The sequence below is a fragment of the Bradyrhizobium sp. genome (assembly GCF_004799405.1).
In the GTDB taxonomy this organism is placed as follows: domain Bacteria; phylum Pseudomonadota; class Alphaproteobacteria; order Rhizobiales; family Xanthobacteraceae; genus Bradyrhizobium.
This window is the reverse complement of the sequence record NZ_SSMW01000144.1, coordinates 1-25,462: the sequence shown is the minus strand read 5'-3', so window position 1 is coordinate 25,462 and position 25,462 is coordinate 1. Positions and strand designations below refer to the sequence as shown.

Genomic DNA, 25,462 nt, shown 5'->3' with positions numbered 1-25,462 from the left:
CGATGTTCGGGCCGGACCTGCAACTGTTCGGTCATATAGGCCACCACGAACGGCTGGCTGATGGTTTGCCCGCAGGCGATGCCAAGCGCGCTGTCGCGCCAGGCATCGGCGCGGTCGCCGGCCTCGACGAAAATGTCGCGCGGGATGTCTTCCATGGCGCGCAGCACGGTCTGGTCGCTGATCCCGCGCCGCCGCAGGTTGAGCTGGAACATCATCTTTTCCGGCGGATTTTGGCTGGCAGGCATCGCAACCTCGTAGGGCGATTGGTAGCGTAGTCTAGCGCGGTTCCTCGGAACAAGTTGGCGAGATCTGGACTGCCATCTTAAGGGAAAAATTCCCTCAGATCGTGCACCCGTAGCGGAACCCTCCTTTTACACGCTGGCGTTGAGGATCGGTCAATCAATCGTGTTTTTAACGTGACGAGCGCACCAATCCGGAACCGCCGGGTCCGGTGTTCGCGCACGTTGACATTGCGCCGCGTGGCCTTATTTGCGAACCTGAGTTGGGAAGGGCAAGGATTCCATCATGACTGCAACGCGGCCGCCGGGCGGTTCTGTGTTCCTCGTCGAAGACGAGGTCATGATCAGGATGATGGTCGCCGACATGCTGGCCGAGCTCGGCTACCGCGTCGCCGCCGAAGCCGGCGAGATCGGCGAGGCGATCAAGCTGGCGCAATCGGCCGACTTCGACCTCGCCATTCTCGACGTCAACGTCAACGGCAAGGTTATTTCGCCGGTCGCCCAACTTATCAAGGCGCGCAATCGTCCGTTCATCTTCGCGACCGGCTATGGCTCGTCGGGACTCCCGGAAGAATACCGCGACCGCCCGGCGCTGCAGAAACCATTCCAGATCGAGACCCTGGGGCGGATGATCGAAACTGCGCTCAAGGGCGCTACGGTCTAGAATTTCCCGCGCAGACCGAATTGACAGTTGTCCGGTCGATGGCATCCCGAGGTACGCGCAGTCGCGAGCCTCGAAGGATGGCTGCCCGCCCGCAAATCCTATTTCAGCGTCGCCGTCAGCGCCTGCGAGAATTCATCGTCGGTGCGGTCGAGACGCAGCGGCGTGACTGAAACGTAGCGCGCGGCCAGCGCGGCGAGATCGGTGCCCTCGGCCGGCGTGTCTATCATCGCCGCCCGCTCGAACCCGATCCAGAAATACGGATTGCCGCGGCCGTCGCGGCGCTGGTCGACCTTGAGAAAACCGAGATTGCGCTTGCCCTGCCGCGTCACCCGCACGCCAATGACATCGGCGGGCGCACAGGCGGGAAAGTTGACATTGATCACGGTGTTCTTCGGGATCCCGGCTGACATCACCTTGCGCAGGATCTCGGGGCCGAATTTCACCGCGGTCTCCCATAGCGGCGCATGGCGGGTCTCCATGCTGAATTCCTGCGACAACGCGAATGACGGAATCCCGAGAATGGTGCCTTCCAGCGCCCCGGCAATGGTGCCCGAATAGACCACATCTTCCGCGACGTTGCGGCCCTTGTTGACGCCCGACAGCACGAGGTCCGGCATGGTCTCGCCGAGGATGTGGCGTGCCCCCATGATCACGCAATCCGTCGGCGTACCCCGCACCGCGAAATGCCGCGGGCCGACTTCGCGCAACCGCAAGGGATCGTTCAAGGACAGCGAGTGCGAGACGCCGGACTGATCGAGTTCGGGCGCCACGATCCAGACGTCGTCGGACAACGCCCGGGCGATCTCCTCGACAACCTTCAGGCCGGGGGCATGGATGCCATCGTCATTGGTGCAGAGAATCCGCATCCGCGTCACGCGCCCTCTTGAATTAAACTCGATCCCGGCCATCGTCGGCAGAGCCGTCTTTATCCCGCGCGGGCGGTGGAGGCAAACCCGGCAAATCCAGCTGAAATTCCCCTGATCCCCGGTACAATCTGCCAAGCCGGCCAAACCCGTGACATCAGCCGCGCCGCCGTCGCATCCTGATAATCCGCGGCTATCGGATCCGGCCTTAACCCATCCTTTACCGGAATTCGCAATGCCGCCTCTAAGCACAACTTTTGTTCATGGCTTTGGTATTGGGTCATGCAGAAATTGCATTGGATCATTCGCATACCGGCCGGAGCCGAATGGCGACCAACAAGATCGATTCGTTTGATGTCAGATCGCCGGTTCGGGAAAGTCCGATTCGCTGGCTGATCCTTGGCGGCATGCTGCTGATCATGGCCATCGCGACCGGGACAGCGGTCATGGTCGGTAATTTCCGTGAGCGCGCGCTGGACGGCAGCAAACGCGAGCTGGAAAACACCGTGCTGCTGCTGGCCCGCCACTTCGATCAGCAATTCGAAGATCTCGAATTCGTTGAAAAAGACATCATCTCGCACATCCATTCCAGCGGGATCGCAACCCGCGAAGATTACAATCGTCGAATGTCCGGACTCGACATCCATGAGATGCTCGAAGCTAAGATGAATGCGCTGAAATATGTCGGCGGCATCAACATTTTCGACGCCGACGGAAAACTGATCAATTCTTCGGGCGTCTGGCCGGTGCCGGACGTCCGCGTCGGCGACCGGCCCTATTTCAAGGCGTTCAAATCGGACGATCAATCGCCCGAATTGCTGGTCGAGGCGGTGCATAGCCGTATCACCGGCGCCTGGACCACCGTTCTCGCCCACAAGGTGACCGGACCGAGCGGAGAATTCCTGGGGGCGATCGGACGCGGCGTCGAGGCTACTAGTTTCGAAAAGTTTTTCGCCTCCCTGGCGCTTGGAGACGACGCGGTGATTTCCATGTTCCATCGCGATGGAACGCTGTTGGCCCGCTATCCCCACCTCGACTCGATGATTGGGCAAAATTTCAAATCCAGCCAGTTGTTCCAGAACGTGCTGTCGAACGCCGACTATGGGACGTTGCACCTGACCAGCCGTCTGGATGGCAAGGACCAGCTGGCATCGGCCCGTCAGTTGAGTTCTTTTCCTCTTGTGATAACGGCGACCAGGACTGTAGTGGCGGCGCTCGCCGACTGGCGCGAGCAAATCCGGTCCTTGATCGGGGCAGCCGGGCTCTTCATGCTGGTGATCGTCGTCATCCTGGTCCTCGTGGTCAGGAAATTGTCGCAGCAACACCGGCTCTCAGAGCAGGAACTGATGCTGGAAAAGCAGCGGCTCGACGTCGCCATCAACAACATGACGCAAGGCCTTCTGCTGTACGATTCATCGGAGCGGTTGATCGTCTGCAACCGGCGCTACATCGAAATGTATGGCTTGTCGTCCGACGTGGTGAAGTCCGGCTACAGCTTTCGCGATCTCATCGCCTATCGAAAGCAGACCGGGTCTTTCAAGGGCGAGGTGGACAGTTTCTGTGCCAACGTCCTGCGCAACGTGGCGGTCGGCAAAATCACCCGCAGCGTCGTGGACACCGCGGATGGACGCTCGATCCAGATCGTCAACCGGCCGCTGCTCGGTGGCGGATGGGTGACCACGCACGAGGACATCACCGAACGCAGGCGAGCCGAAGAGCGGATCACCCATCTGGCGCATTATGACGCCCTGACCGATCTGCCGAACCGGACGCTGTTCCGAGATTATCTTGAAAAACAAATGGCGCGGATCGAGCCAGGCGAACAACTGGCCGTGCTCTACATCGATATCGACGAATTCAAGAGCGTCAACGACACGCTCGGGCATCTGATCGGCGATGAGTTGCTGAAATCGGTGGCGGCAAGTTTAAGCCGCTGCATCAGGGCGACCGACTTCGTTGCCCGGCTGGGCGGCGATGAATTCGCCATCATCCAGACCGCGGTCAAGGATCCGGCTGACGTCATCGACCTGTTAAACCGGATTTACGGCGCGATCCGCGCGCCCAACGAATGTCTCGGCCACCAGGTCTCCACCGACGCCAGCATCGGCATTGCCCTGGCGCCGCAGCATGGTGCCGATCTCGACCAAATCCTGAAGAACGCCGATCTGGCGATGTATGACGCCAAGGCCGCGGGACGCCGTATTTGGCGTTTCTTCGCGCCGGAAATGGACGCACGCGTGAAGGCACGCCGGGTGCTCGAGATGGATCTGCGCCAGGCGATATTGGATGGCGGGCTCGAGGTGCACTACCAGCCCTTCATCAACCTGCGTGACAACCGGATCACCGGCTGCGAAGCCCTGCTGCGCTGGAACCATCCGGAGCGCGGCATGATCCCGCCGGCCGAATTCATCCCGGTGGCGGAAGAGACCGGCCTGATCGGCCAGATCGGCGAATGGGTACTTACGACGGCCTGCGCGGAAGCCGCGAGCTGGCCCGGCAATATCAAGCTTGCGGTCAACGTTTCGCCGGCGCAGTTCAAGAGCGACACTTTCGCGCTGAAGACCATCGCAGCCCTGGCGGCATCAGGTCTTTCCGCGGGGCGGCTCGAACTGGAGATCACCGAGACGGTGCTCATTCGCGACGACGAGGCCGCACTCGCAATCCTGCACCAGCTTCGCGAAATCGGCGTACGCATCTCGCTGGACGATTTCGGTACCGGCTATTCGTCGCTGAGCTACCTGCAGCGCTTTCCGTTCGACAAGATCAAGATCGACCGCTGCTTCGTGACCAACATCGCAGAACCGAACGGTTCCGCCAGCATCGTGCAGGCTGTGGTGAATATCGCCGCCGCCCGCAACATGACGACCACGGCGGAAGGCGTCGAAACGCAAGCGCAACTGGACCTGCTGCGCACGCTCGGCTGCACCGAGATGCAGGGTTTCCTGTTCAGTGCGGCGAAGCCGGCGGCGGAATTGAAACAGCTTTTCCGTTCGCCGCGCGCGCAACTGGTCGCGGTAGCCTGAAGCGGCGACGCAAGGCGGGTTCAGGTCGAGGCCAGCAACAATGAATCGCCGCTTGGCGTCAGCGCGGCGAACGCGCGCGGATGCGCCAGGTCGGCAGAAATTTTGCGCGACAGCCTTCCAGGTGCATCGCCAGGACGGCAGGGGCCGGAGCAGGGTTTTCCTTCGGCTTGTCTTTCGCTTTCTTGGGGTCCTGCCGCTCGGCAGCAGCGGGCGGGGCTTTCCGCGGCGGCTCCGGATAATGCTTGCGGGCGACGGCAAGTCCTTTATCGAAATCCTTGATATTGAACCATTTTTCGTCGCTCAGCGCGTCCGGTAAATCGTCGTCCCAAAGACGTGCGGCCTCGATATCGAATTTGCCTTTCAGCTTTTGATCGATCGCCTGCATGCCATAGCCGGTGACAGCCCACTGCTTGCCGACCCAAAAGATGTCGCGATGCAAGGGCATCTTCTTTTTCGTTCGCTTCAACGGCTTCATCGCAGGTCCAGGCAGGATATCGAAGGGTGGCGTCTTCGCAAACCCACATGATAGCAAGCCAGGGTAAATTATCTGTCTCGCTCGACCACCTTCACCCCGCCCATGTAGGGCTGCAGCACCTCGGGCACCGCGATCGAGCCGTCTTCCTGCTGATAGGTTTCCATCACGGCGATCAGCGCGCGGCCGACCGCCGTGCCGGAGCCATTGAGCGTATGCACGAAATGCGGCTTGCCGTCGTCGGCGCGATAGCGCGCATCCATGCGCCGGGCCTGGAAATCGCCGCACACGGAGCAGCTCGAGATTTCCCGGTAAGCGCCGTTCTCGCCCTGCCCGGGCATCCAGACCTCGATGTCGTAGGTCTTCTCCGCCGCAAAGCCCATATCGCCGCCGCACAGCGTCATCACCCGGTAATGCAGGTCGAGCCGCCGCAGCACTTCCTCGGCGCAGGAAAGCATGCGCTCATGCTCGTCCCTGCTCTTGTCGGGCGTCGTGATCGAGACCAGCTCGACTTTTGTGAATTGATGCTGGCGGATCATGCCGCGGGTATCGCGCCCGGCAGCCCCGGCTTCGGCGCGAAAACACGGCGTCAGCGCGGTCAGGCGCATTGGCAGTTCTTTCGCGTCGAGGATGGATTCGCGAACGAGGTTTGTCAGCGGGACTTCGGCGGTGGGGATGAGCCCGAGACGTTCGTTCCTTAGCTTCCCTAGACGTCCCGCGTACATCATTTGCGCTTCAATGCGATCGGTTTCTGCAACAGCGCCCTCGTCCACGGCACCTAGGAATTCACCTTTGACCGCCCAAAATTGATCATCCTCAAACTTCGGCAATTGCCCCGTGCCGAACATCACGTCGTCGCGCACCAGCAATGGCGGATTAATCTCGGTATAACCGTGCTCGTTGGTATGCAGATCGAGCATGAACTGCCCGATCGCACGCTCCAGCCGCGCAAGACCCTTTTTCAGCACGACGAAGCGCGCGCCGCTTAGTTTCGCCGCGGTCTCGAAATCCATCATGCCGAGCGTGCCGCCGAGATCGTCATGCGGCTTCGGTGTGAACGGATAGTTGCGTATCGCATCAAAAACATGCCGCTGCACATTGCCGTGCTCGTCGACGCCCTCGGGTACGTCACTCGCCGGCAGGTTCGGAATCGCTGCTAATTCCCCGGCAAGCCGTTCGTCCGCCGCCTTGGCCGCGGCTTCCAACTGCGGCATCGTGGTCTTGAGCTCGGCGACTTCTGCCATCAATTTGCCGGCGCGCGCGTCGTCCTTGGCCTTCTTGGCGTCGCCGATTTCCTTCGAGGCGGAATTGCGCCGCGCCTGCGCCTGCTCGGACGCCATGATCGCCGCACGCCGCTTCTCGTCGATCGCCAGCAGCGACGCGGAGAGCGGCTGCAATCCACGCCGTTTCAGCGCGGCGTCGAAAGCGTCGGGATTGTCGCGAATCCATTTGATGTCGTGCATGACGGTATTCCTGCGTCATGGCCGGCTTGTCCCGGCCATCCACGTCTTTGCTGCCTTAGAACAAGTCGTGGATGCCAGGGTCAAGCCCGGGCATCACGAATCACAGGCAGTGTGCAGCCGATCATAAGGAAAATACGGCGCTCCGCCCTACTCCGCCGGATTGGCTTCGGGCGGCGGCGGGGTTGCGGGCGGGGCGGTGGCGGCGGCTTTCGCCGCGGCGGCCTTTTTCTCCACCATGGCGACCGCGATGATCGAACCTTCGTAGAGCGCCAATAGCGGCAGCGCGAGCGAGGACTGGCTGAGAACGTCGGGCGGCGTCAGCACCGCGGCGATGATGAAGGCGACCACGATGAAATAGCGGCGCTTCTCGCGGAGCTGCTTCGAGGTGATGATCCCGATCCGGCCCAGCAGCGTCAGGATCACCGGCAACTGGAACGCGATACCGAACGCGAAGATCAGCGACATCATCAGCGACAGGTATTCGCCGACCTTCGGCAGCAACTGGATCTGCGCGGTCTCCGCACCCGCGGCCTGCTGCATGCCGAGCGAGAACCGCGACAGCATCGGCATCACAACGAAATAGACCAGCATCGATCCCAGCACGAAGAAAACCGGCGTCGCGATCAGATAGGGAAGGAATGCGCCGCGCTCGTGCTTGTAGAGGCCGGGCGCCACGAACTTGTAGATCTGCGTCGCCACGATGGGAAAGGAAATGAAACCGGCGCCGAACAGCGCCAGCTTCAACTGGGTCAGGAAATATTCCAGCAGCGCGGTGTAGATGAATTTCGCATTCTCGGCGCCGGCGACCCACACATACGGCCACACCAGCACGTTGTAGATCTGTTTGGCGAAGAAGAAGCAGAAGATGAAGGCGACCCCGAACGCCAATAGCGCCTTGATCAGCCGCGAGCGCAGCTCGATCAGGTGATCCATCAGCGGCGCCTTGCTGGCCTCAATGTCCTCGGCGCTCATGACGCTTTGGCGTCCCGTGGGATTTCGGGGGTCGGGAGTTCAGGGGCGGCTGGCGCAGGCTGGACTTCCCTGGCGATCGCCAGAGGCTCGCCGGCCAGCGCGTGGGCGTCGGCCTCGGAGAAGGTTTCCGGTATCGGCGCTTCCGGCGTGCTCGGGATCACCGGCATGTCGCCTGTCGCCGACGTCTCGGCTGCCGATACGGAGGGCTTGTCGCCGATATTGAGGGCGTCGCCGACGTCCTTTTGCAGGGAGGTCATGATGTTGTTGTCGGTCAGGCCGGAGGCGGCCTCCTTGATATCGTCGAAGGATTTCTTGAGGTCGGCCATTTCGGCTTCCCGCATGGCTTCCTGGAACTGGCCCTGGAATTCGGCGGCCATCTTGCGCGCCTTGCCCATCCATTGCCCGACCATGCGCAGCACGCCCGGCAATTCCTTCGGGCCGATGGCGATCAGCGCGACAACCGCGATGAGGACCAGTTCACTCCACCCGATGTCGAACATGAGAGTTTCCGCTCGCGCGAGGCCATTTGACCCCGCGTCTTCCTCAACCGGTCTTGCCGCAAGGCGATCGCAAGATCAACGCGCAGCCGACGGCTCTGCCACCGGCGTAAGCCAGGACTTCCGGGTCAGACAGCCTTGCTGCCGACATCCGATCGCGCTGCCGTGGACGGCGTGGCGTTATGGTCGATCGTCTTTACGGGTTCGGGCTTTTCCGCCGTCTTCTCATCGTCCTGCATGCCCTTCTTGAAGGCCTTGATGCCCTGGGCGACGTCGCCCATCAGGTCCGAAATCTTGCCGCGCCCGAACAACAGCAGGACGACTGCGATCACGACGATCCAGTGCCAAATGCTAAGCGAACCCATCCTGCATCCCTCCAAACACGCGAGACCAACCCGGCCTCAATCTTCCCGGAAAGTAGGCTCAGGAGGTGTCAAAAACAAGGACTTAGGGCCCGCGATATCGCCGATTGCGCGACGCATTGCCGCTACCGTTAATTGGCGCCGGCGGAGTGCCGCACCGGTTACGATATCAGTTCCCGTCGTCCTTTTCGGGCTCCACGGCGGGAGCCAATGCGAGTTCCAGGTCGCCGATCTCCAGCGGCTCCTCATCATCGCGCAAGGCCGGATCATCGGAAGGTGCCGGAACGCTGAAGCCGGACGGCAGTCGGGAATCCAGCAGGCCCGTCCCTTTCAACTCTTCGAGGCCGGGTAGATCGCTCAGCGCCTCCAGGCTGAACTGCGACAGGAAGGCTTCCGTGGTGCCGAAGGTCAGCGGCCGACCCGGCGTCTTGCGGCGGCCGCGCGGGCGGATCCAGCCGGTTTCCAACAGCACATCCAGCGTCCCCTTGGAGGTGATCACGCCGCGGATTTCCTCGATCTCGGCGCGGGTGACCGGCTGGTGGTAGGCGATGATGGCCAGCATTTCGATCGCCGCGCGCGATAATCGCCGGGTCTCGGTGCTTTCCCGGGTCATCAGCCAGGACAGATCGCCCGCGGTGCGGAAGGTCCATTTGTTGGCGACGCGAACCAGATTGACGCCGCGCGAGGCGTATTCCGCCTGCAGTTGTGCCAACGCCGCCTTGATGTCGACGCCGTCAGGCATCCGCTTGGCAAGCGCGGTCTGATCGAGCGGCTCGGAGGAAGCGAACAGCAGTGCTTCCAGCAGCCGCAGTTCCTCCGGCCGCGCGCGTGGGTCCACAGGCCCCTCCTCGACATCGGCTTTGCGTTTTTCCGCCAGGCTTGCCATGGCTCGGGTTCCTTCTTCCTTGATTTATTCGACCGGCAAATCCGGCGCGGCCATCGCGTCGAATGTCTGTGGAGGGCGTTTACGAAAATACAGCGGCGCGAACGCCTGCTTCTGGTGCAGTTCAACCGCGCCTTCCCTGACCATTTCCAGGGCGGCGGCGAAACTGGACGCGAACACCGTGGCTTTTTGCGAGGGATCGACGACGTAATTGATCAGGTACTCATCGAGCCGGCTCCAGTCCTCGGCCATTCCAACCAACCGCTCCAGCGAGGCCCGGGCTTCGGTCAGCGACCACACCGTGCGTTTGGCCAGATGCACGCTCGCCAGCACGCGCTGCTGGCGCTGCGCGGCATAGGCGGTGAGCAGGTCGAACAGGGTTGCGGTGAACCTGGGGTGCCGGATTTCGGCGATCGATTCCGGCTCGCCGCGCGGAAAGATGTCGCGCTGCAATTGCGGGCGGTTCATCAGCCGGTTCGACGCCTCGCGGATCGCCTCCAGCCGGCGCAGCCGATTGGCGAGAGCCGTCGCCATCTCCTCCGCGCTCGGCCCGTCCGCGTTTGGCGGTTCAGGCAGTAGCAATCGCGATTTCAAAAACGCCAGCCATGCCGCCATCACCAGATAGTCGGCGGCAAGCTCGAGGCGGATTTTCCGCGCCGCCTCGATGAACACCAGGTACTGATCGGCCAGCGCCAGGATGGAAATCCTGGCGAGATCGACCTTTTGCTGTCGCGCCAGCGCCAGCAGCAAATCGAGCGGGCCTTCATAGCCCTCGACATCGACGACCAGCGCAGGTTCGTCGGCGGCGAAATCGGCCGGCCGGCCGGTTTCAAACGATAGAATCTCCGCGCTCATGCGCCTGTCATCCCTGCCCGAGCGATCAACGCATCCAGTTCAGCCCGCGCCGCCTGCCGATCGAACGGCTGCGGCGCCCCACGCGAGGCCAGCGCCCGGCGGGCGCGTTCCAATGCATGGCCCAACAATTCCGGCGTCTCGGCGGCGACCTCACGCATTTCGTCGAGCTTGCCGTTGCAATGCAGGACCATGTCGCAACCGGCGCCGAAAATCGATCGCGTGCGCTCGGCGATCGATCCGGCCAACGCGTTCATGGACACATCATCACTCATCAACAAGCCCTGGAACCCGATCACGCCACGAATCACCTGCCGGATGATTGTCGCAGAAGTCGTCGCCGGTTGGACAGCATCAAGCGCGCTAAACACAACATGCGCAGTCATCGCCATCGGCAGGTCCGCCAGCGGCCGGAATGCCGCGAAATCGGTCCGCTCCAGTTCCGTTTCCGGGTTGTCCACTCGCGGAAGCCTGAAATGGGTATCCGCGGTCGCCCGTCCATGCCCGGGAATGTGCTTGAGAACCGGCAACACGCCGCCCTGTTCCAGCCCTCGTGTCACTGCGCGCGCGATCACCGCCACCTTGGCCGGCTCGGTTCCATAGGCGCGGTTGCCGATCACGGCATCGGCGCCGGCCGCCGGCACATCCGCCAGCGGCAGGCAATCCACGGTGACGCCGACCTCCGTCAGGTCGGCTGCGATCAGCCGCGCGCTCAACCGGGCCGCGGTGAGGCCCAACGCCGGATCGATATCGTAGAGCGCACCGAACATGGCTCCCGGCGGGTAGGACGGCCAATGCGGCGGTCCGAAGCGCTGGACCCGACCACCCTCCTGGTCAACCAGGACCGGCGCGTCCGCATCGCCAATCTCCTCGCGAAATTCGCCAACAAGACTAGCGACTTGTGCGGCCGTCTCGATATTCCGCTTGAATAGAATAAGGCCCCAGGGCCGTTCCGAGCGGATAAATTCACGCTCGGCGGCGCTGAGTTCCAATCCGGATACGCCCGTAATGAATGCGCGCCTGCTCATGCCGGCCGATTAGCCGCAGCTGCCACGAGGGTCAAGGAAACGGCGGTTAATTCCTTTGGACGACGCACTGTCCGCCGGCGGTTTTCAGGCTGCCGCAGAACTGCGACGCCTCCTCGGGCGACCCGAACGGGCCGACCATGGCGCGATAGTAGACGCCCTTGTCGCCGAGATCGGCGCGCTTGATCACCGGCGAGTGCGATCCCAGCACGGTCGGGAACTTGCCCTGCAAGGCCTTGAACGAGGCCTGGGCGTCGGCCTCGTTGCGCTGCGAGGAGACCTGCACCAGATAGCCGCCACCACCGCCGGTGGGCGCGGCCGGGGCTGGAACTGGGGCAACGGCTGCGACCCGGGTATGGGGCTCGGCAACCGGAGCCGGCTGGGCACCCTGCGGCGACAGCGACAGCGGTGCATTGGCCGCCGGTGCCGGGGCTGCCGGCGTTCGGGGGGCAACCGGGCGCACCGCCGGCGCTGGTTTTGCCATAGCTCCGGGGGGAACTCCCCCGTTGGTCGGATCGCCCGTGACGGCAAAGGTCTTGATCTTTCGCGGCTCGGTGCCCGGCTGCAGGCCATTCGGGATGATCGCCGGCGGGGCCGCGGGCGGAGCGGCGCCCACCACTGCCATCGGCGGATTGCCGCCCTGGTTCAACGGCGGGAACACCACGCGCGGACCGGGATTGGCATTGATGTCGACGGGCACTTCTTCACGCGGAACGATCTTCTCGGTGCCATCGCCTGCCGCCAGCCGGTCCGGCACCTTGCCAGCCCCATCGCCGGGCGGAATGATCTTGGTCGGCGACGGGTCAGCCTTGATGATCGGCGCGTCGCCGCTGCGCTGCGATCCGATATAATAGGTGCGGTAGGCAAACGCGCCACCAGTCCCCAATACCGCCAGCGCAAGGATGACCCCAACGGTCATCATGCCGCCGCCACGCTTGCGCGCCGGCCCTTCGGCGCCTTCGTCATAGCCGTCCTGATAGGCATAGGCGTCATCCGCATAGGCCGGATCGTGGGCTTCCTCGCCGGTGGCGATCTGGCCGTACAGCGCTTCGTCATAACGCGACGGATCGGACTCCTGATCATCGTCAGCGAACGGCGCCGCCGGCTGATAGTGCGGCTCCGGCGTAGCGAGCGGGGTTGCATAGCGATGCAGCGGATGCACCGGGCTCGGTTGCTCCTGCTGCGGGACTGGCTGCCGGTTAGCGCGTTGCATCCATGGCGGCGGTCCCGCGGGCGGGCCATCGTCAACGGGCTCCGGCGGCTGGTACTGATCGCGCGCGGCGCTACGCGGCGTCACGTTGGCCCGGCCGATCGCAAACTGATCGGTCTGACCGATCAGCCGGGCGAGCTCGGCCAACGGATCGCTCTCCGCCCTTGCGGAAGCGTGCTGGTGGTTGCTGCGATCGTAATCGTCTTCCGCGTAATCGTCGTGCGCGGGAAAAGGTCTGTCCTGATATCGATCAGCCATCGTGATGATGCGTCCCCTTCGGGAAAGCCGCTAACTCGTTTCGTACCAACGAACCAACCGCTGCCAGATGCCCCCACAGTCCCCGTGTCAGGAATGCCCCTTATCGCATCTCGTCCGGAGCATGGACCCCAAGAACGGCCAAGCCCGACGCCAGAACCGAAACGACGCCCTGGACCAACGCCAGCCGCGCCTTTGTCATGTCTGCATCATTATTGATAATGAAGCGTAAATAGGGCAAATCGCGCCCCCTCGTCCACAGCGCGTGAAATTCGCTGGCAAGATCATAGAGGTAAAAAGCGATTCGGTGGGGCTCATGTGCCACCGCGGCCGCTTCGATCATCCGGGGGTAGAGCGCCAGCCGCCGCAGCAGATCCAGTTCCGCCGGGTCGGTCAGCCGCTCCACCGCCGCATCGGCGAGGTACGCCGCCCGCGCTTCGGCGTCCTCCGGCAAGCCGGGGATGACCTCGCGGGCGTTGCGGAACACCGAGTGACCGCGGGCGTGACCGTACTGCACGTAGAATACCGCGTTGTCCTTGGACTGCTCGATCACCTTGGCAAGGTCGAAATCCAGCACCGCGTCGTTCTTGCGGAACAGCATCATGAACCGCACCGCGTCCGAGCCGACCTCGTCGACCACCTCGCGCAAGGTGACGAAATCGCCGGAGCGTTTCGACATCTTCACCGGCTCGCCGTTGCGCAACAGCTTGACGAGCTGCACGATCTTGACGTCGAGGGTGGCCTTTCCCGACGTCACTGCCTTGATCGCCGCCTGCACGCGCTTGATGTAGCCGCCGTGATCGGCGCCCCAGACATCGACCAGGTTGCGAAAGCCGCGGTCGAACTTGTTCTTGTGATAGGCGATATCGGAGGCGAAATAGGTATAGGAGCCGTCCGACTTCATCAGGGGACGATCGACATCGTCGCCGTAGGCGGTGGCGCGAAACAACGTCTGCTCGCGATCCTCGTAATCCTCGACCGGGCCGCCCTTGGGCGGCGGCAGGCGGCCTTCGTAGACATCGCCCTTGGCGCGGAGGAAATCGATTGTTGCGGCGACCTGATCGATGTCACCGTCGATCAGCGACCGCTCTGAGAAAAAACAGTCCTGACTGATCTTCAAGCTGGCCAGATCGTTCCGGATCATTTCCATCATTGCATTGACGGCAACGAGCCGCACAACGGGCAGCCATTCACTTTCGGATTGATCTCGAAGTGTCCCCGCAAAAGTTCCGGCCAACACTTTTCCCACGGGCTTGAGGTAATCTCCGGGATAGAGTCCTTCCGGCATTTCCCCGATGTGCTCGCCGAGCGCCTCGCGATACCTGAGGAATGCCGAGCGCGCGAGCACGTCGACCTGCGCCCCTGCATCGTTGATGTAATATTCGCGCGTGACATCGTAGCCGGCGAATGAAAGCAGGCTTGCCAGGGCATCGCCGAACACCGCGCCGCGACAGTGACCGACATGCATCGGCCCGGTCGGATTGGCCGAGACGTATTCGACGTTGACCTTCTCGGCAGCCCCAACGGCGCTGCGCCCATAGGCATCGCCTTGCCGCAGCACGGTGCGCAGTGCATCCGACCAGACCGACGCTTTCAAGGCCAGGTTGATAAAACCGGGACCGGCGATATCGACCGAAGCAATCAATTCGTCGGCGCGCAGCCTTGCCGCGATCGCCTCGGCGAGATCGCGCGGCTTGGTCCTGGCCTCCTTGGCCAGCACCATCGCGGCATTGGTCGCCATATCGCCATGCGAGGGATCGCGCGGCGGTTCGACCACGATCCGGGAAAGATCGATGCCGGCGGGCCATCCGCCTTCTTTTGCCAGCGCGCCGCACACCGCATGCACGCGGGCCAGCACGTCGGCGAAAAGATGCGGCGGTGAGGCTTGATCGACCATGGCGCCGCCTAACGTAATTCGGGGGTCGAGTCAAAAAGCCGTTGATGCTCGTTGATCGCGAAGCGGTCGGTCATCCCGGCAATGAAATTGCCGATCCGGCGCGCCGTTTCCGTCTCATTGTCCGCGCCGTGCGCCGGCAGCCACTCGGCCGGCAGATCGCCCGGCACGCGCTGATAGCGCGCAAACAGGTCGAACAGGATCTGTTCGGCCTCGTCCATCACCCGCATCACCCGTTCATGCCGGTACATCCTCAGTTTCAGGAACCCCTTGATGCCGGCCTCGGCCTCCGCGGCATCGGGGGGAAATGCGATCAGCAGCTGGCCTTGCCTGCGAACGTCATTGGCGGAAACCGGCCTGGCGGCATCCAGCCGCCGGTGCGCTTCGGAGGTCGCCGCCTCGATCAGATAGGAGATCAATTCGCGCACCAGTTCGGCGCCGCGTCTGCTCTCGTCGAGACCGGGATAGCTGCGGTCGATCTCCGCGATCATGGCCGCCGTCAGCGGCATCACTTTCAGATCGTCCACCGTGAACAGCCCGGCGCGCAGCCCGTCGTCGATATCGTGGGCGTCATAGGCGATATCGTCCGAGATCGCGGCAACCTGCGCCTCCAGCGAGGCAAAGCTCCATAATTCGAGATCGTATTTCTGGTTGTATGTGGAAATCCCGATGGGAACCCCGCGCTCCCGGTAACGCCCGGTCGGCCTGCCGCTTTTGTCGATCAGCGGACCGTTATGCTTGACGATGCCCTCCAGCGATTCCCAGGTCAGGTTGAGGCCGTTGAAATCGGGATAGCGATGCTCCAGCGACGTCACCACGCGCAGGGTCTGCGCGTTGTGGTCGAAGCCGCCATGGGCTTGCAGACAGGCATCCAGCGCCCGCTCGCCGGCATGACCGAACGGGGGATGGCCAAGGTCATGCGCCAGCGCCAGCGTTTCCGTCAGGTCCTCGTCGAGACCGAGCTGGCGGGCCAGCGCGCGGGCAATCTGCGCCACCTCCAGGGTGTGGGTCAGCCGGGTACGGTAATGATCGCCTTCGTGGGACACGAACACCTGGGTTTTGTGCATCAGGCGGCGAAAGGCGGTGGAATGGATCACCCGGTCGCAATCGCGCCGGAACGGGCTGCGGGTCTTGCTCGGCGGTTCCACGAACAGCCGCCCGCGGCTGCGATCGGGGTCGCAGGCATAGGCGGAGCGAGGAGCAGCCATTCCGACCGACACGGTGTATTAATCCCCTTAAAGGTTTGATTCCGCTGCCTGGCGCACTTAACTATGCTTGGGGCCGGATACCAGATAATTTGGCTATGGCCCGGAGACATCTGACATGACCACAGCCGTCACCATCAGCGAGCGGGCGGCCCGCCGGATCGGGGAAATCCTCAAAACGGAAGGCGACGGCGCCATGCTGCGCATCAGCGTCGAGGGCGGCGGATGCTCGGGCTTTCAGTACAAGTTCGACGTCGAACGCGCGCGGGCCGAGGACGACCTCGTGATCGCGCGCGATAGCGCCGTGGTGCTGGTCGATCCGGCTTCGGTGCCGTTTCTGGCGGGCTCGGAAGTCGATTTTGTCGACGACCTGATCGGCGCCTCGTTCCGGGTGGTCAATCCCAACGCCACCGCCTCGTGCGGCTGCGGCACTAGTTTTTCGATCTGAACAAGATCGCCGAACCGCCAGCTGCATTCTCCTGCAAGCGACCTTGCCCACCATGGCGGCCCTCCGCTGGCATTCGCATGATGAATAACCGGAGAAAGCAAATCCATAAGAACCGGCGCGCTCGATCCGGCAAAGCACCACGGGAGAAATGACGTGAGCAACGAAGCCGTCAAAGCCAACGTCAAAGTATGCATGTTCGATCAGTACGGGACCGTCGTCGACATGCAGTCCGGATTGACGGCCATCGCGGCGCCGTTTCTGAAGGATAAGGGATGGAAGGGCGACCCTAACTCCTTCGTGACCTGGTGGCGGCGGACCCATTTCGAGAATTCCATGATCGACGCGCTGCTGCATCGGGAGCACACGCCGTACAGGGAGATCGGTCATCGTTCCGTTGCACATGTCATGGACCGCGCCGGCATCGAATTCACCATGGATGAGGTCCGCTATCTGGTCGGAGAAATCGAGAAGCTGAAGCCGTTCCCGGAAGTGCCGGAAGCCCTTGCGAGGCTGCAGACCAGATACAGGCTTGTCGTGCTTTCAAACGGCGATCCGGACATGCTCGAGACAGCCAAGCGTTTCCATAAAATACCGTTCGATCGCGTCATCTCGGTCGCGGAAGCAAATTCCTTCAAACCGCATGTGGCCACCTATACCAAGGCGGCCGAACTGGTCGGCCTCGCGCCGGATCAGATCCTGTTCATCGCCAATCACGCCTTCGATTGTATCGGCGCGAAGTCCGCCGGCATGCGTACGGCGTTCATCGACCGCCGCAGCCGGCCGTTCGGCATCACGCCTCACCACCCGGATATCTTCGTTCCATCCATGAAAGAACTTGCCGATTCGATTGTCTGAGACGGAGGCCCGCCGGTTCTCGACCTCGCCGAGCCGCCTATGGTAAGCCCGCGAGCCGGATTTGCGGTTATCGAGTGGAAACCTTCGCATGCGCATCGCCACCTGGAACGTCAATTCGATCCGGCAGCGGCTCGACCCTTTGCTGGCGTGGCTGAAGGATTGCTCGCCCGACATCGTCTGCCTGCAGGAAATCAAATGCGTCGATGAGGCGTTTCCGCGCGAGGCGATCGAGGCGCTCGGCTACAACGTCGTCACTCACGGCCAGAAGACCTTCAACGGGGTGGCGCTGTTGTCGAAGCTGCCATTCGACGAAACCACGCCGCGGCTTGCCGGCGACGAGGAAGACGTTCACGCCCGGTTTCTGGAAGGCGTGGTTACGCTAAAGCGTGGCGTACTCAGGATAGCCTGCCTTTATCTGCCCAACGGCAACCCGCCCGAAACCGATAAATATCCCTATAAACTCAAATGGATGTCGCGGCTTCTTGAGTATTCAAGAGATCGGCTGAAAACCGAGGAGCCGCTGATATTGGCGGGCGATTTCAACGTCATTCCGGCAGCCCAGGACGTTCACAACCCGGCCGCCTGGGTCAACGACGCGCTGTTCAGGTCCGAGACCCGCGAGAGCTTTCAGACCCTGCTCGGGCTCGGGCTGACCGATGCCTTGCGCGCCGTCACCGACGCGCCCGGCCAGTACACTTTCTGGGACTACCAAGCAGGCGCCTGGCAAAAGAACCACGGCCTGCGCATCGATCACCTGCTGCTATCGCCGCAGGCCAGCGACCGGCTGATCGATGCCGGCATCGACAGTTATGTGCGGGCCTGGGAAAAGCCGTCGGACCATGTGCCGGTGTGGATCGATCTGGATCTTGAGGCGGTATGATCGCGCCATCCACAGGTGGCTCGCGCCTAAATCAATCCCTGCGGCCCTGCACCCAGTGCTCGAGCATCTGCAGCGCCATCGCACGGTCATCGTCGGACGCCTTGGCGATCGCCTTGTTGTAGCTTTCCTTGATCCAGGCCTCATCCGGCGTGGCACTGTCGCGCGCCAGCGTCAGCCACATCAGCCCCCGGGCGGCCTGACGGGGCAGCTGCTCGCCGTTGAACAGCATCTGGCCGAGCATCGCCTGCGCCTGATGCTGGCCCTTCTGGGCGGCAAGGCCGAGCCAGCGCGCGCCATAGCGGAAATCATCCCGCGACGAGCCGGCGCTCTTGAGATAGAGCCGGGCCAGATCGTATTGCGCGTCGGCATTGCCGAAATACGACGCGGCGTAAGAGAACATCTCCCGCGCCCGCTCCGGGTCGGACGTGATCTTGGTATTGGGAATGCCGTTGAGGTAATACCGCCCCAGCGCGACAAAGGCGTTGGCGACGATCGGCGCCTGCGGCGCCGACGGGCTATCCTCGGCGTGGGCATTGGCGATGCGGCTGAAATAGTCGAAGGCGAGCAGATCGTTCTGCCTGACGCCATCGCCATCGGCGTACATCCGGCCCAATTTCCATTGCGCGATCGGATGACCGCCTTCGGCGGCGTATTGCAGCGAAGTCAGCTCGGTATCGGACCCGGACGGCGGGATCGCCTTCTTGAGCGCACCCACGGCACCCGGCTGGGCCGAAACCACGGGGATGGCGGTATCCTGGTTCACCGGCGCGCCGTCGAAGGCCAATGCCGGGACGGCCACCGGCGTGGCCCCCAAAATCAACGCAAAAAGGATACGCTCAGATATCCGCATAACACTGTTTCTCGTGCGCGCCGCCCGGATGGGTAACGGCACCATCCACCGCCGGCCCAACCTGTTGGGCGTATTTCCACAACGCGCCTGACGTATGATTGGTCTCGCGAGGCTTCCATTTAGTCTTACGTTCAGACAGCTCCGCGTCGGTCAACTTTACGTTAAGTGTCCCGGTCTCGGCGTCGATTTCGATGATATCGCCGTCCCGGAGCAGCCCGATCGGGCCGCCAACGGCTGCTTCCGGCCCGACATGGCCGATACAGAACCCGCGGGTGGCGCCGGAGAACCGGCCGTCGGTGATCAGGGCGATCTTGCCGCCCATGCCCTGCCCGGTCAGCGCCGCCGTGGTCGAAAGCATTTCCCGCATGCCAGGACCGCCGCGCGGCCCCTCATAGCGGATCACGATGACCTCGCCTTCCCTGTAGGTCTTCTTCTGAACCGCCTCGAAGGCATCCTCTTCACGGTCGAAGCACCGTGCCGGGCCGGTAAATCTGAGGTTCGACATGCCAGCGACCTTCACGATCGCGCCCGCGGGCGCGAGATTCCCTTTCAGGCCGACGACGCCACCGGTAACGGTGATCGGCTTGTCGGCAGACCTCACCACATCCTGGTGTGGATTCCATTTCACGCTCTTGAGATTTTCCGCGATGGTCCGGCCCGTGACTGTCAAACAGTCGCCGTGCAGATGGCCGTGATCGAGCAGCGTTTTCATCAAAAGCGGTATTCCGCCAACCTCGAACATGTCTTTGGCGACATAACGACCGCCCGGCTTCAAATCCGCGACATACGGTGTCTTTTTGAAGATTTCGGCCACGTCGAACAGGTCGAACTTGATCCCGCATTCGTGCGCGATGGCCGGCAGGTGCAGCGCAGCATTGGTCGACCCGCCGGACGCCGCCACCACCGCTGCGGCATTCTCCAGGGCACGCCGCGTGACGATGTCGCGGGGACGGATATTGGCCGCGATCAGCTCCATGACTTTTTCGCCCGCGGTCGTGCAGAAGGCGTCGCGGATTTCGTAAGGCGCCGGCGCTCCGGCCGAATAGGGCAGCGCCAGCCCAATGGCCTCCGATACCGTCGCCATGGTGTTGGCGGTGAATTGTGCGCCGCACGCGCCGGCCGACGGGCAAGCCACCCGCTCGATTTCGTCCAGATCGGCGTCCGACATATCGCCGACCGAATGCTTGCCGACGGCTTCGAACATGTCCTGCACCGTGACCTGCTGGCCGCGGAAATTGCCGGGGAGGATCGAGCCGCCGTAGATGAAGATCGAGGGCACGTTGAGCCGGACCATCGCCATCATCATGCCCGGCAACGACTTGTCGCAACCGGCAAGGCCGACCAGGGCATCGTAGGCATGGCCGCGGACGGTCAGTTCGACCGAGTCGGCAATGCATTCGCGCGACGGCAGCGACGAGCGCATGCCGTCATGGCCCATCGCGATACCGTCGGTCACGGTGATGGTGCAGAATTCCCGGGGAGTGCCGCCAGCGGAAGCGACCCCCTTCTTGACCGCTTGGGCCTGGCGCATCAGCGAGATATTGCACGGTGCGGCTTCGTTCCAGCAGGACGCGACGCCGACGAAGGGCTGGTGGATCTGCTCGGTGGTCAGCCCCATGGCATAGAGATACGAGCGATGGGGTGCCCGTTCCGGCCCCTCCGTCACGTGACGGCTCGGCAGTCGCTTCTTGATGCTGGTCTTGGCGTCCATCGAAAACCTGTTTCCCCAGCCAGCTGCTTTGGTCCCGGGAAAAGCTGTATTTCCCATCGCCTTCGCGAGCGCTGTGGCCATTCAGCCTACGAAGGAATGATTTCATGGAGGGGTGTGGCTAAAAAGCGGCGCAGGCAAGCGCCAGCCCGGTTGCGCACTAAATGTTCACTAAGTGTTGCCGGCCGGCAACATTCGTTGCGGCTCGGCAACCCTTTGGCGCAATCATGGGACCCCGCAAGAAAAAGTCCGGTCGCTGCGACCGGCCTTTCTCCGTGCCTCGGGGTTCAACGACCGGCGGGGGCCGAAAAGCCGCGGCTATAATAACCGTCGCCGTAACCATAGCCTGGCCACTCCGGCTGCACCGCCGACAAGGCGATCAGCGCCGTTCCGAGTGTTAGAATCGTCTTTCGCATTTTCATCTCCCGAAATTCCGGCGGGCTCGCGGAGCATGACATGCTTCGCGCCCGGCCTGTGTTCTGGAGATAGCGACGGTCAGGCTCGGTTATTACCGCGCCGCCCATCACGATGCGGCGAGCAAGCTTTTTGCTCAAAAATTTTTTCGGCTAGAGATTCATCACGCCACGGCGGCGTGGTCGAGCGCCACATCGGCGCCTGGACTTTCGCGGCCGGGTTTGACCGGCAAGCGGTCGATCGCGCGGATGCCGGGTCGTTTGCGCCAGGTAATGTCCTGCTCATCCACCGCGAGCGTCAATGCGGGCCAGCGCTGGAACAGGGATTTGAGGGCGCAGCGGCCTTCAAGACGCGCCAGTTGATGACCGAGGCAAAAATGGATGCCGGTGCCGAAGGCGATGTGGTTCGGCTTTCTCCGCAGATCGAGCAGTTCCGGACGAGAATTTGCCAAAGGATCCATGTTGGCGGCCGCCAGCATGACCATGATCCTCTCCCCCTTTCGCAGCCGCACACCGCCGAGTTCGACGTCTTTGCGCACGAAGCGTGGCTTGGTGAACTGCACCGGCGTGAGGAACCGCAGAAACTCCTCTACCGCCAGATCGACGCGGCTCCAGTCCTCTTCGAGCCAGTTGCGCAGATCGGGATTTTTCAGAAGCTCATGCACCGAGCCGCTGATGAGGTGCGTGGTGGTCTCGTGCCCGGCAATCAGCAACAGGAAGACCATGGCGACGATTTCGTCGCGGCTGATCTGTCCGCCATCCTTCTCGACGCGCACGATCTCGGCGATCAGCCCTTCGCCGCCCTGCCGGCGAACGGTCTCGAGGTGCCGTTCGATATAGCGCTTCATGGCGAGCATGTTCGGGATCAAACCGAGCAAACCGAGCGTGCCGGTGAAGCGGGTGAAGCCGCCGCCCCAGGCTATGAATTTGGGCCGGTCGGCAAGCGGCAACCCGAGAAGTTCGCAAATCACCGACAGTGGCAGCTTGCGCGCGTAGCGCGCCGCGAGATCGGCCGGGCTTCCTTCCGCGAACAGTTCGTCGGCGAGTTGATCGCCGGTGGCGCGGATATGCGGCTCCATGTCGAGCACGGCGCGGCGACGAAACGCCTCGTCCACGATATCGCGCAACCGCTTGTGATCCGGATCGTCCATCGACAGCATGCTGTTGGTGAACGTGCGCAGGATCAGCGGCATCCACCAGGGAACGCCGGCGATCTTGCCGTCGTCCTTGCGAATGGCGAACGTCGCGGAGTCCTTCAACACCTGATCGGCGAGCGCCTGCGTGGTAGGCGTCCAGACCTTGCCGACCAGCGGGAAACGCACCTCGACAACCGGGCCTTTCGCGCGAAGCTTCTCGATCGCGGCGGCGGGATTGCGAAAGTAGTCCTGGCTGGCGAAGTCTGCATCGATCGTCATCAGCGTTCCCTGCGCCACAAGCTGGGCATCACTGCGGCGAATTACTCCATCTTGACGTTGGCGGCCTTGAGCATCGGCCACCATTTCGTGATCTCGGACTTCTGCAAGGCGCCGAGCGCCTCCGGAGCGAGTTGGTCCTTCGGCGGCATTTGCAGCCCCAGGTTCTCAAACTTCTTGCGCACGACCGGGTCGTTCATGGCGTCCACCGCCGCGGCGTTGAGTTTTGCGACGATGTCTTTCGGCGTACCCTTCGGCACCCACAGGCCGGACCACAGCGACATGTGAAATTCCGGCAGGCCCGCCTCATCGGTGGTCGGAATGTCCGGCGCCGTCTCAACGCGCTTCTCGGCCGTGACGGCGTAGGCGCGGATAGTGCCGGCGCGCACCTGATTGATGGAATTGGAGGTCTGGTCGACGATCACCTCGATTTGCCCGGCGACGAGGTCGGTCATGGCCGGTGCGGTGCCGCGATACGGCACGAATTGCAGCTTGATCCCGGTGACGCTCTCGAAATAGAGCCCGGCAACATGACTGGCCGACCCGGCGCCGGCGGTCCCGGCCGTCGGCGGGCTGGGCCGCGCCTTCATCCACGCCAGCAATTCGGGGAGCGTTTTGGCCGGGACCGCGTTGGTGCTGACGAAGATCATCGGATTGCTCGGCAGCAGCACCACCGGTTCGAAGTCGGTCACGAGGTCGTAATCGAGCTTGTAGATCGCGCCATTGGCGACATGGGTGCCGAGATGTCCGATGCTGACGGTGTAGCCGTCGGGTGCGGCACGCGCCACGCGTCCGACGCCGATCGAGCCGCCCGCGCCGGTCACGTTCTCGATCAGCAGGCTCTGGCCGAGCGCGGTCTTCATTCCGTCGGCCATGATCCGCGCCATCGCATCGGTCGGCCCGCCGGCGGAAAACGGCACCACAAGCGTGATCGGATGCGACGGATAATTTTGCGCCGGAGCGCTGCCGCCCGACATCAACAGCGCGCCCAACGTCGCCAGAATTACTTTGCGCATCAACCGCTCCATCGAAACCGTTAGAATCAAGGTTTGTTCAATCAAAGCTTGGGGTAGTCGATCGGCGCATGGCGATCGAGCGTGCGGGTGACCGGCGGCAGCGGGTATTTGAGCCCGGTCGCGCAATTGAACAACATCACGCGGTCGTTCTTGGTAACACGGCCGTCGGCCAGGCTCTGCTTGTAGGCGGCATAGGTCGCGGCCCCTTCCGGACACAGCAACAGGCCTTCTTCGCGCGACACTTCGTTCAATGCTGCCGAAATCTTCTCATCGGATACGGCAATGGCAAAACCCTTGCTCTGCCGCACCGCGCGGAGAATGAGAAAATCTCCGATCGCCTGCGGCACGCGGATGCCGGAAGCAATGGTATGGGCGTCTTCCCAGCGCGGCGCGTGCTCGGTGCCGGCCTCAAAAGCGCGCACCATCGGCGCACAGCCCGACGCCTGCACCGCGACCATGCGCGGCCGTCTCGAACCGATGAAGCCGATGGCTTCGAGTTCGGCGAACGCCTTCCACATCCCGATCAGGCCAGTGCCGCCGCCGGTCGGATAGAAGATCACGTCAGGGACGTCCCAACCGAGTTGTTCGGACAACTCCAGCCCCATCGTTTTCTTGCCCTCGATCCGATAGGGCTCTTTCAGCGTCGAGGTATCGAACCAGCCGGCTTTCGCCTTGCCTTCACCGACGATCTTGCCGCAATCGTCGATCAATCCGTTGACGCGATAGACGGTGGCGCCCTGCAGCTCGATCTCGCTGACATTCACTTCGGGCGTGTCGGCGGGACAAAAGATCGTGGTCTTGATGCCGCATCGGGTGGCGTAGGCCGCAAGCGCCGCACCGGCATTGCCGTTGGTCGGCATCGCCATGTGCCTGATGCCGAGCGCCTTGCCCATCGACACCGCCATCACCAGACCGCGCGCCTTGAACGAGCCGGTCGGCAACCGTCCTTCATCTTTGACGATGATCTCGCCGCCGCCGATCTTGTTCGCCAGTTTCGGCAACCTGATCAACGGCGTCGTCACCTCGCCGAGGCTGACGATGTCGGCGACTTTGCGCACCGGCAGCAGCTCGCGGTAACGCCAGAGGTCGGCGGGCCGCTCCGCCAGCGCTTGCTTGGTCAGCGCCTTCTTCACGCCGGCCAAATCATAGCGCACCAGCAGCGGCTTGCCGGCTTTCGAGAGGTTATGGACCTGGTCGGCAGGGTAATGATCGCCTTCCATCGCGCATTCCAGATGCGTCACGAAGGTCGGGCGTTCGATGGTCAGGTTGTCGTTGTCTTGCACGGTTTCTCGCTTTTTCTAGATATTCAGCACGCGGCCATAGGCATCCAGCACCGCTTCCTTCATCATCTCCGACAACGTCGGATGCGGAAACACAGTGTGCATCAGCTCTTCTTCGGTGGTTTCGAGGTTCATGGCAACCACATAGCCCTGGATCAGTTCGGTCACCTCGGCGCCGATCATGTGGGCGCCGAGCAACTGGCCGGTTTTCTTGTCGAAGATCACCTTGACCAGCCCCTGATCCTCGCCGAGCGCGATCGCCTTGCCGTTGCCGACAAACGGAAAGCGCCCGACGCGAACCTCACGGCCGCCTTCTTTCGCTTTGGCCTCGGTGAGACCGACCGACGCCACCTGCGGATTGCAATAGGTGCAGCCGGGAATCAACAGCTTGTCCATGGCGTGCGGATGCAGGCCCTTGATGGCTTCGATGCAGACCACGCCCTCGTGCTCGGCCTTGTGCGCCAGCATCGGCGGTCCCGCGACATCGCCGATGGCGTAGATGCCGGGCACATTGGTCTTGCCGTAACCGTCGATCACGACGCAGCCGCGCTCGGTCTTGACGCCGAGTTTCTCCAGCCCGAGATTTTCGATATTGCCGACGACGCCGACGGCTGAAATCACCCGGTCGAATTCGATCGTCTGCGGCTTCTTGCCGTCGTCGATGGTCGCGACCACGCTGTCGCTCTTCTTCTCGAGCTTGGTCACCTTGGTGTTGGTGAGG

At 62.7% G+C, this 25,462-nt stretch carries 24 protein-coding genes and 1 pseudogene; 5 read left to right on the top strand and 20 right to left on the bottom strand.

Annotated elements, in window-relative coordinates; genetic code table 11:
- A pseudogene (locus tag E7813_RS22905) lies at positions 1-245 on the bottom strand (protein-L-isoaspartate O-methyltransferase); the annotation flags it as partial.
- Between the two features lie 280 nt (positions 246-525).
- Here E7813_RS22905 and E7813_RS22900 point away from each other — a divergent pair.
- Positions 526-903: a response regulator gene (locus E7813_RS22900; protein WP_291577556.1), complete on the top strand. Its 378-nt coding sequence runs from the start codon at positions 526-528 to the stop codon at positions 901-903.
- Between the two features lie 98 nt (positions 904-1,001).
- Here the strand turns inward: E7813_RS22900 and surE are convergent, their stop codons facing one another.
- Positions 1,002-1,769 (bottom strand): 5'/3'-nucleotidase SurE, encoded by a 768-nt coding sequence (surE, locus tag E7813_RS22895; RefSeq protein ID WP_291577558.1) that lies wholly within the window; start codon positions 1,767-1,769, stop codon positions 1,002-1,004.
- Between the two features lie 323 nt (positions 1,770-2,092).
- Here surE and E7813_RS22885 point away from each other — a divergent pair, with 323 nt between their 5' ends.
- Positions 2,093-4,789 (top strand): EAL domain-containing protein, encoded by a 2,697-nt coding sequence (locus tag E7813_RS22885; RefSeq protein ID WP_363331211.1) that lies wholly within the window; start codon positions 2,093-2,095, stop codon positions 4,787-4,789.
- A gap of 58 nt (positions 4,790-4,847) precedes the next feature.
- Here the strand turns inward: E7813_RS22885 and E7813_RS22880 are convergent, their stop codons facing one another.
- The 11 genes from E7813_RS22880 to E7813_RS22830 all read right to left on the bottom strand — a co-directional run bounded on the left by E7813_RS22880 (position 4,848) and on the right by E7813_RS22830 (position 15,894).
- A complete protein-coding gene (locus E7813_RS22880) occupies positions 4,848-5,234 on the bottom strand; it encodes a hypothetical protein (RefSeq protein WP_291577557.1) in 387 nt (128 codons plus the stop codon).
- Between the two features lie 98 nt (positions 5,235-5,332).
- Complete coding sequence (gene serS / locus E7813_RS22875; protein ID WP_291577553.1) at positions 5,333-6,724, bottom strand: serine--tRNA ligase; 1,392 nt, start codon at positions 6,722-6,724, stop codon at positions 5,333-5,335.
- Between the two features lie 147 nt (positions 6,725-6,871).
- Entirely contained in the window at positions 6,872-7,696 is an 825-nt protein-coding gene (gene tatC / locus E7813_RS22870; RefSeq protein ID WP_291577552.1) for a twin-arginine translocase subunit TatC, read from the bottom strand.
- Positions 7,693-8,196 (bottom strand): Sec-independent protein translocase protein TatB, encoded by a 504-nt coding sequence (gene tatB / locus E7813_RS22865; RefSeq protein ID WP_291577551.1) that lies wholly within the window; start codon positions 8,194-8,196, stop codon positions 7,693-7,695. Before tatB ends, tatC begins: the two co-directional genes overlap by 4 nt.
- A gap of 125 nt (positions 8,197-8,321) precedes the next feature.
- Complete coding sequence (locus E7813_RS22860) at positions 8,322-8,558, bottom strand: twin-arginine translocase TatA/TatE family subunit (protein ID WP_291577550.1); 237 nt, start codon at positions 8,556-8,558, stop codon at positions 8,322-8,324.
- A gap of 166 nt (positions 8,559-8,724) precedes the next feature.
- Positions 8,725-9,441, bottom strand: a complete 717-nt coding sequence (gene scpB, locus E7813_RS22855; RefSeq protein ID WP_291577549.1) for an SMC-Scp complex subunit ScpB — start codon at positions 9,439-9,441, stop codon at positions 8,725-8,727.
- A gap of 24 nt (positions 9,442-9,465) precedes the next feature.
- Positions 9,466-10,293 (bottom strand): ScpA family protein, encoded by an 828-nt coding sequence (locus E7813_RS22850; protein WP_291577548.1) that lies wholly within the window; start codon positions 10,291-10,293, stop codon positions 9,466-9,468.
- Positions 10,290-11,318 carry a beta-N-acetylhexosaminidase gene (gene nagZ / locus E7813_RS22845; RefSeq protein WP_291577547.1) on the bottom strand — a complete coding sequence of 343 codons (1,029 nt, stop codon included), beginning with the start codon at positions 11,316-11,318 and terminating at the stop codon, positions 10,290-10,292. The genes E7813_RS22850 and nagZ overlap by 4 nt, the downstream gene beginning before the upstream one ends.
- 46 nt (positions 11,319-11,364) lie before the next feature.
- Complete coding sequence (locus E7813_RS22840) at positions 11,365-12,783, bottom strand: SPOR domain-containing protein (protein ID WP_291577546.1); 1,419 nt, start codon at positions 12,781-12,783, stop codon at positions 11,365-11,367.
- A 100-nt stretch (positions 12,784-12,883) separates the two neighbouring features.
- A complete protein-coding gene (gene argS / locus E7813_RS22835) occupies positions 12,884-14,677 on the bottom strand; it encodes an arginine--tRNA ligase (protein WP_291577545.1) in 1,794 nt (597 codons plus the stop codon).
- 8 nt (positions 14,678-14,685) lie between these two features.
- Positions 14,686-15,894: a deoxyguanosinetriphosphate triphosphohydrolase gene (locus E7813_RS22830; RefSeq protein ID WP_291577544.1), complete on the bottom strand. Its 1,209-nt coding sequence runs from the start codon at positions 15,892-15,894 to the stop codon at positions 14,686-14,688.
- A 103-nt stretch (positions 15,895-15,997) separates the two neighbouring features.
- Here E7813_RS22830 and erpA point away from each other — a divergent pair, with 103 nt between their 5' ends.
- The 3 genes from erpA (at position 15,998) to xth (ending at position 18,062) form a co-directional block, all read left to right on the top strand.
- Positions 15,998-16,327 (top strand): iron-sulfur cluster insertion protein ErpA, encoded by a 330-nt coding sequence (gene erpA, locus E7813_RS22825; protein ID WP_291577543.1) that lies wholly within the window; start codon positions 15,998-16,000, stop codon positions 16,325-16,327.
- 153 nt (positions 16,328-16,480) lie between these two features.
- Complete coding sequence (locus E7813_RS22820) at positions 16,481-17,182, top strand: haloacid dehalogenase type II (RefSeq protein WP_291577542.1); 702 nt, start codon at positions 16,481-16,483, stop codon at positions 17,180-17,182.
- A gap of 88 nt (positions 17,183-17,270) precedes the next feature.
- Positions 17,271-18,062, top strand: coding sequence for an exodeoxyribonuclease III (gene xth / locus E7813_RS22815; protein WP_291577541.1), 792 nt, complete (start codon positions 17,271-17,273; stop codon positions 18,060-18,062).
- Positions 18,063-18,093: 31 nt separating this feature from the next.
- On the opposite strand, the gene E7813_RS22810 is transcribed toward xth, so the two are convergent.
- The 7 genes from E7813_RS22810 to E7813_RS22780 all read right to left on the bottom strand — a co-directional run.
- Positions 18,094-18,912 (bottom strand): tetratricopeptide repeat protein, encoded by an 819-nt coding sequence (locus E7813_RS22810; protein ID WP_291577540.1) that lies wholly within the window; start codon positions 18,910-18,912, stop codon positions 18,094-18,096.
- Entirely contained in the window at positions 18,899-20,623 is a 1,725-nt protein-coding gene (ilvD, locus tag E7813_RS22805) for a dihydroxy-acid dehydratase (RefSeq protein WP_291577539.1), read from the bottom strand. Before ilvD ends, E7813_RS22810 begins: the two co-directional genes overlap by 14 nt.
- Positions 20,624-20,907: 284 nt before the next feature.
- Complete coding sequence (locus E7813_RS22800; RefSeq protein WP_291577538.1) at positions 20,908-21,036, bottom strand: hypothetical protein; 129 nt, start codon at positions 21,034-21,036, stop codon at positions 20,908-20,910.
- A gap of 161 nt (positions 21,037-21,197) precedes the next feature.
- Entirely contained in the window at positions 21,198-22,448 is a 1,251-nt protein-coding gene (locus tag E7813_RS22795) for a cytochrome P450 (protein ID WP_291577537.1), read from the bottom strand.
- Positions 22,449-22,489: 41 nt separating this feature from the next.
- Positions 22,490-23,461 (bottom strand): tripartite tricarboxylate transporter substrate binding protein BugD, encoded by a 972-nt coding sequence (locus E7813_RS22790; protein WP_291577536.1) that lies wholly within the window; start codon positions 23,459-23,461, stop codon positions 22,490-22,492.
- Between the two features lie 41 nt (positions 23,462-23,502).
- Positions 23,503-24,744 carry a threonine synthase gene (locus tag E7813_RS22785; RefSeq protein WP_291577535.1) on the bottom strand — a complete coding sequence of 414 codons (1,242 nt, stop codon included), beginning with the start codon at positions 24,742-24,744 and terminating at the stop codon, positions 23,503-23,505.
- 15 nt (positions 24,745-24,759) lie between these two features.
- A partial coding sequence (locus tag E7813_RS22780) for an FAD-dependent oxidoreductase (RefSeq protein WP_291577534.1) occupies positions 24,760-25,462 on the bottom strand: 703 nt, incomplete at its 5' end.

What these genes read in the sequence shown, in the direction of transcription:
- E7813_RS22900 (WP_291577556.1), top strand. Translation starts at nt 526, where the DNA reads ATGACTGCAACGCGGCCGCCGGGCGGTTCTGTGTTCCTCGTCGAAGAC.
- surE (WP_291577558.1), bottom strand. Translation starts at nt 1,769, where the DNA reads ATGCGGATTCTCTGCACCAATGACGATGGCATCCATGCCCCCGGCCTG.
- E7813_RS22885 (WP_363331211.1), top strand. Translation starts at nt 2,093, where the DNA reads ATGGCGACCAACAAGATCGATTCGTTTGATGTCAGATCGCCGGTTCGG.
- E7813_RS22880 (WP_291577557.1), bottom strand. Translation starts at nt 5,234, where the DNA reads ATGCCCTTGCATCGCGACATCTTTTGGGTCGGCAAGCAGTGGGCTGTC.
- serS (WP_291577553.1), bottom strand. Translation starts at nt 6,724, where the DNA reads ATGCACGACATCAAATGGATTCGCGACAATCCCGACGCTTTCGACGCC.
- tatC (WP_291577552.1), bottom strand. Translation starts at nt 7,696, where the DNA reads ATGAGCGCCGAGGACATTGAGGCCAGCAAGGCGCCGCTGATGGATCAC.
- tatB (WP_291577551.1), bottom strand. Translation starts at nt 8,196, where the DNA reads ATGTTCGACATCGGGTGGAGTGAACTGGTCCTCATCGCGGTTGTCGCG.
- E7813_RS22860 (WP_291577550.1), bottom strand. Translation starts at nt 8,558, where the DNA reads ATGGGTTCGCTTAGCATTTGGCACTGGATCGTCGTGATCGCAGTCGTC.
- scpB (WP_291577549.1), bottom strand. Translation starts at nt 9,441, where the DNA reads ATGGCAAGCCTGGCGGAAAAACGCAAAGCCGATGTCGAGGAGGGGCCT.
- E7813_RS22850 (WP_291577548.1), bottom strand. Translation starts at nt 10,293, where the DNA reads ATGAGCGCGGAGATTCTATCGTTTGAAACCGGCCGGCCGGCCGATTTC.
- nagZ (WP_291577547.1), bottom strand. Translation starts at nt 11,318, where the DNA reads ATGAGCAGGCGCGCATTCATTACGGGCGTATCCGGATTGGAACTCAGC.
- E7813_RS22840 (WP_291577546.1), bottom strand. Translation starts at nt 12,783, where the DNA reads ATGGCTGATCGATATCAGGACAGACCTTTTCCCGCGCACGACGATTAC.
- argS (WP_291577545.1), bottom strand. Translation starts at nt 14,677, where the DNA reads ATGGTCGATCAAGCCTCACCGCCGCATCTTTTCGCCGACGTGCTGGCC.
- erpA (WP_291577543.1), top strand. Translation starts at nt 15,998, where the DNA reads ATGACCACAGCCGTCACCATCAGCGAGCGGGCGGCCCGCCGGATCGGG.
- xth (WP_291577541.1), top strand. Translation starts at nt 17,271, where the DNA reads ATGCGCATCGCCACCTGGAACGTCAATTCGATCCGGCAGCGGCTCGAC.
- E7813_RS22810 (WP_291577540.1), bottom strand. Translation starts at nt 18,912, where the DNA reads ATGCGGATATCTGAGCGTATCCTTTTTGCGTTGATTTTGGGGGCCACG.
- ilvD (WP_291577539.1), bottom strand. Translation starts at nt 20,623, where the DNA reads ATGGACGCCAAGACCAGCATCAAGAAGCGACTGCCGAGCCGTCACGTG.
- E7813_RS22800 (WP_291577538.1), bottom strand. Translation starts at nt 21,036, where the DNA reads ATGCGAAAGACGATTCTAACACTCGGAACGGCGCTGATCGCCTTGTCG.
- E7813_RS22795 (WP_291577537.1), bottom strand. Translation starts at nt 22,448, where the DNA reads ATGACGATCGATGCAGACTTCGCCAGCCAGGACTACTTTCGCAATCCC.
- E7813_RS22790 (WP_291577536.1), bottom strand. Translation starts at nt 23,461, where the DNA reads ATGCGCAAAGTAATTCTGGCGACGTTGGGCGCGCTGTTGATGTCGGGC.